At 63.8% G+C, this 3,954-nt stretch carries 4 protein-coding genes and 1 pseudogene; 3 read left to right on the top strand and 2 right to left on the bottom strand.

Annotation, left to right across the window (positions count from 1 at the left end; genetic code table 11):
• The 3 genes from AHiyo1_RS03630 to AHiyo1_RS03620 all read left to right on the top strand — a co-directional run.
• Nucleotides 1-714: efflux RND transporter permease subunit (locus tag AHiyo1_RS03630; RefSeq protein WP_148667429.1), on the top strand; the 714-nt coding region annotated here is incomplete at its 5' end.
• Between the two features lie 127 nt (nt 715-841).
• A complete protein-coding gene (locus AHiyo1_RS03625) occupies nt 842-1,963 on the top strand; it encodes an LLM class flavin-dependent oxidoreductase (RefSeq protein WP_059387638.1) in 1,122 nt (373 codons plus the stop codon).
• Entirely contained in the window at nt 1,960-2,439 is a 480-nt protein-coding gene (locus AHiyo1_RS03620; RefSeq protein WP_059387637.1) for a MarR family winged helix-turn-helix transcriptional regulator, read from the top strand. The genes AHiyo1_RS03625 and AHiyo1_RS03620 overlap by 4 nt, the downstream gene beginning before the upstream one ends.
• Here AHiyo1_RS03620 and AHiyo1_RS03615 read toward each other — a convergent pair.
• A pseudogene (locus AHiyo1_RS03615) lies at nt 2,436-3,241 on the bottom strand (transglutaminase-like domain-containing protein). The gene AHiyo1_RS03620 and the pseudogene AHiyo1_RS03615 overlap by 4 nt on opposite strands.
• Before the next feature lie 78 nt (nt 3,242-3,319).
• A partial coding sequence (locus AHiyo1_RS03610) for a hypothetical protein (RefSeq protein WP_059387636.1) occupies nt 3,320-3,954 on the bottom strand: 635 nt, incomplete at its 5' end.

Raw genomic sequence — 3,954 nt, 5'->3', positions numbered from 1 at the left:
CCGGCAGGCGTTACCGCCACCATCGGCGGCGCCACGACGCAGCAGGCCGACTCCTTCCGACAGCTCGGGCTCGCGCTCCTGGCCGCCGTCGCCATTGTGTATGTCATCATGGTGGCCGCGTTCAAGTCCCTCATCCAGCCCCTCATCCTGCTCGTGTCCGTGCCTTTTGCGGCGACGGGCGCCATCGCTCTGCTCCTGGTCACGGGCGTTCCGCTGGGACTGCCTTCCCTGATCGGCATGCTCATGTTGGTGGGAATCGTCGTGACCAATGCGATCGTCCTGATCGACCTCATCAACCAGTACCGCAAACCACACGATGGCAGCCCCGGAATGAGCGTGGCAGACGCCATCACCCACGGAGCCAGGCAGCGGCTACGCCCGATCCTCATGACGGCGCTTGCTACCGTCTTCGCCCTGACACCCATGGCTTTGGGCCTCACGGGCGGCGGCGGGTTCATTTCCCGGCCGCTGGCGGTTGTGGTCATCGGCGGCCTCGTTTCGTCCACGGCGTTGACGCTCGTCCTGGTGCCCGTCCTTTACAAACTGGTCGAAGGCCGGCGGGAGAAGAAAGCGCTCCTCAAGGCACTCACGCAACGCCCCGACGTCGCGCAGGACGGGGTCGCGGGCCAGGGCGACGGCGACCACCTTGACTGGACCACCGGAATGATTCCCAAAGTCTCCGGCCGCCGATCCGCCTCCAGCCCCGCCGAGTAGGGCGACACACCGGGAACAAAATGATGCCTCACCCTGTTGCAGCCAGTGATACATGCAAATGCATCTATTTTGGGATAGACTGTTGGCAGAGCCCGGACACCAAATCGGGCAGGCAGAAAGGCACATCATGGAGATCGGCGTATTCAGCGTCAGCGACATCACCACTGACCCCACCACGGGCCACACCCCCACGGAGAACGAGCGCATCAAGGCCGCCGTGGCGATCGCCAAGAAGGTCGAAGAGATCGGCATGGACGTCTATGCGATCGGCGAGCACCACAACCGCCCCTTCTTCTCATCGTCCCCCACCACCACGCTGGCGTACATCGCAGCGCAGACTGAACGCATCACGCTGTCAACGTCCACCACGCTGATCACCACGAACGATCCCGTCAAGATCGCCGAAGACTTCGCGATGCTCCAGCACCTGGCGGATGGACGCGTGGACCTCATCATGGGCCGCGGCAACACCGCCCCCGTCTACCCCTGGTTCGGCAAGAACATCCAGGACGGGATCGAGCTCGCGATCGAGAACTATTCCCTGCTGCGCAAGCTCTGGGATGAAGACACCGTCAACTGGAGCGGCAAGTTCCGTACCCCGCTGCAGAACTTCACCTCCACGCCCCGCCCGCTCGACGGCGTCGCGCCCTTCGTCTGGCATGGCTCCATCCGCAGCCCGCAGATCGCGGAACTTGCCGCCTACTACGGCGACGGCTTCTTCGCCAACAACATCTTCTGGCCCAAGGAGCACTACCAGCAGCTGATCGGCCTGTACCGCGAGCGCTATGAGCACTACGGCCACGGCAACGCAGACCAAGCCATCGTCGGCCTCGGCGGGCAGTTCTTCATGCGCAAGAATTCCCAGGATGCCGTGAAGGAGTTCCGCCCCTACTTCGACAATGCACCGGTGTACGGCCACGGGCCCTCGCTCGAGGACTTCACGTCCCAGACACCGCTGACCGTCGGCAGTCCGCAGGAAGTCATCGAAAAGACCCTGACTTTCCGCGAATACTTCGGCGACTACCAGCGCCAGCTGTTCCTCGTGGACCATGCGGGCCTCCCGCTCAAGACCGTCCTGGAACAACTGGACCTCTTCGGCGAGGAAGTCCTGCCCGTCCTGCGCAAGGAATTCGAGGACCGCAAGCCGGCCCACGTGCCCGACGCACCCACCCATGCATCCCGGGTGGCAGCGTCCGTGATCGCCTCGGCCAGCGAGGCGGTTGCCGATTCCGCCGGGCGGACCCCGTGACCACCGCCGCGCCCACCTCGTCGTCCGTGCGCCTCGCCGCCGAAACCTGGGAGTCCTTGTTCCGCTCCCAGGTGGCGGTGATGCGCCGCCTCCAGGCCGGGCAGGCGTTCAAGAAGCTGCCCATCAAGGAGTATGACGTCCTGTTCACTCTTTCCCGTTGCCCCACGGGCAAGCTGCGGCTGAACGAGATCAACGATCACGTCCTGCTCAGCCAGTCCAGCCTGAGCCGGCTGGTTGACAGGTTGGAGAAGCGCGGGCTCGTGGAGCGCAGCATCGCTCCCGACGACGGACGCGGCATCCTACTGGGGCTTACCGCGGCCGGGCAGGAGCTGCAGAAGGAGATCGGGCGGGAGCACGTCCGCGACATCGCCGAACTTGTGGCTCCGGCTTTGACTGCCGAGGAGCAGCGTGAGCTCCTTCGCCTGACGGAAAAGCTGCAAGCGTTCGTCGCACACAAGCAGCCCCGCGAAGGCTAGCGGAGGACGACGAGCTTTGCCGGATCCTCATCCGGCAGCTCGTCGGCCACCACCGCGGTGACTTTCAGGCTCTTCAATGACAGGCTGCCGCCCACCGTGGATAGAAACGCGGTGTCCGAGGAATCGCGTCCGGCCGTGATGCGCAGCATGGACTCGCGCGGGGCCAAGCCGGTGGGATCGATCACGTACCACGTTCCGTCGATGTGGGCCTCAGCCACGGCGTGGAAGTCCATGGGGCTCAGTCCGGGCGCGTACACCGCCGCAAGCCGGGAGGGGATGTCCTTGGAACGCAGGAGGGCAATGGCAAGGTGGGCGAAGTCCCGGCAAACCCCTTTGCGGTGCAGGAGCGTCTCCACCGCTCCATCCGTCCCGCGCGAGGAACCACTGACGTAGCGGAGCTCGTCGTGGACCCAATTCCGGACTGCCTGCAACAGTTCTTCGCCGTGGAGCCCGCCGAACTCGGCGTACGACGTCGGAAGGAGCCGATCGGACTCGGCATAACGGCTGGGCCGCACGTAGCGGATGAGTTCCATACGGGAGGACTCATCCGGGGCACCCAAGCCCTCCACCGAGCACGGTAATCAACCGTTACCTCGCTGGGTTCCTCGAACTCCATGTACTGGAAGCGTCCGCCGTGATGGTCCCTCAACTCAGTGAACGGAACAGCTTCGCCCTCCACCGTGACGGACAGCTCTTCGGTCAACGAGTCATAGCCCGGATTGCTGGCCACGGCGATTGCCATGGCCACTTTGGTGTTGGCGACGGTTTTGAAAACGAGCTGGGCAGCAACGTTGCGTTCCATGGATCTCCGGAGTGTTGCGGCTGGACAACCCAGTAATTGGGCAGAGTTGGCGCCGACGAATGTCTATCAACCTTGGTTCTACAGATTGACCTTCAGAGACAATAGCATCCGCTGGACGTTGGCGAATTCCGAGCTCTGGTCAACGTACTTGGCGGCCTGGTCCAAGGTGTCGAAGGACTTCGCGGGAGCAACTACTTCATCCGTGGCGAAGGCATGCACGGCTTGCATGTCCCCGAAGTAGTAGTTGCCCTTTCCTGCAGGTCCCACCACAAGGTTCCGCAGTTGGCAGGCCTGCCCATCGGTTCCGGCTACCAGGTTGGTGATGCCGTACGAACCGAAGAATTTATAGCCCTGGATGACCCGGAACACCACGTGCGGGGGGATCGTGGAATCACCGTCGGCATGCGGCAGGTCAATAGGCACGCTGCTGACCACGACGTAAGGACGCTTGGCGGCCGGATTGCAGTCAGCCGGACTCGCCGACGGCAGCCCGGTGTGAAGGGTCGCCAGGTACCCTCCCTTGGCGTCTTTGACCTCGATCTTCAGGGCGCCCGGCATGGAACCGGCGTCGGGCGTGACCGATTGCGCAATCCAGTCACTCGGAAGATCGAAGCTGACCTTCTTGGCCGCATCCGAGTACGTTTTCCACGCCGCGGCAGTCGCCCCCGCCGTCGCGGTGCTTCCTGCGGAAGGGCTGGCACTGGAACCGCCCG

This window comes from Arthrobacter sp. Hiyo1 (assembly GCF_001263615.2).
Taxonomy (GTDB): domain Bacteria; phylum Actinomycetota; class Actinomycetes; order Actinomycetales; family Micrococcaceae; genus Arthrobacter.
Note: the sequence above shows the minus strand (reverse complement) of the source record. Positions and strands in the feature narration are given on the sequence as shown.

Excerpts from the sequence above, each read along its gene's own strand:
- AHiyo1_RS03625 (WP_059387638.1), top strand. The coding sequence starts at position 842 with ATGGAGATCGGCGTATTCAGCGTCAGCGACATCACCACTGACCCCACC.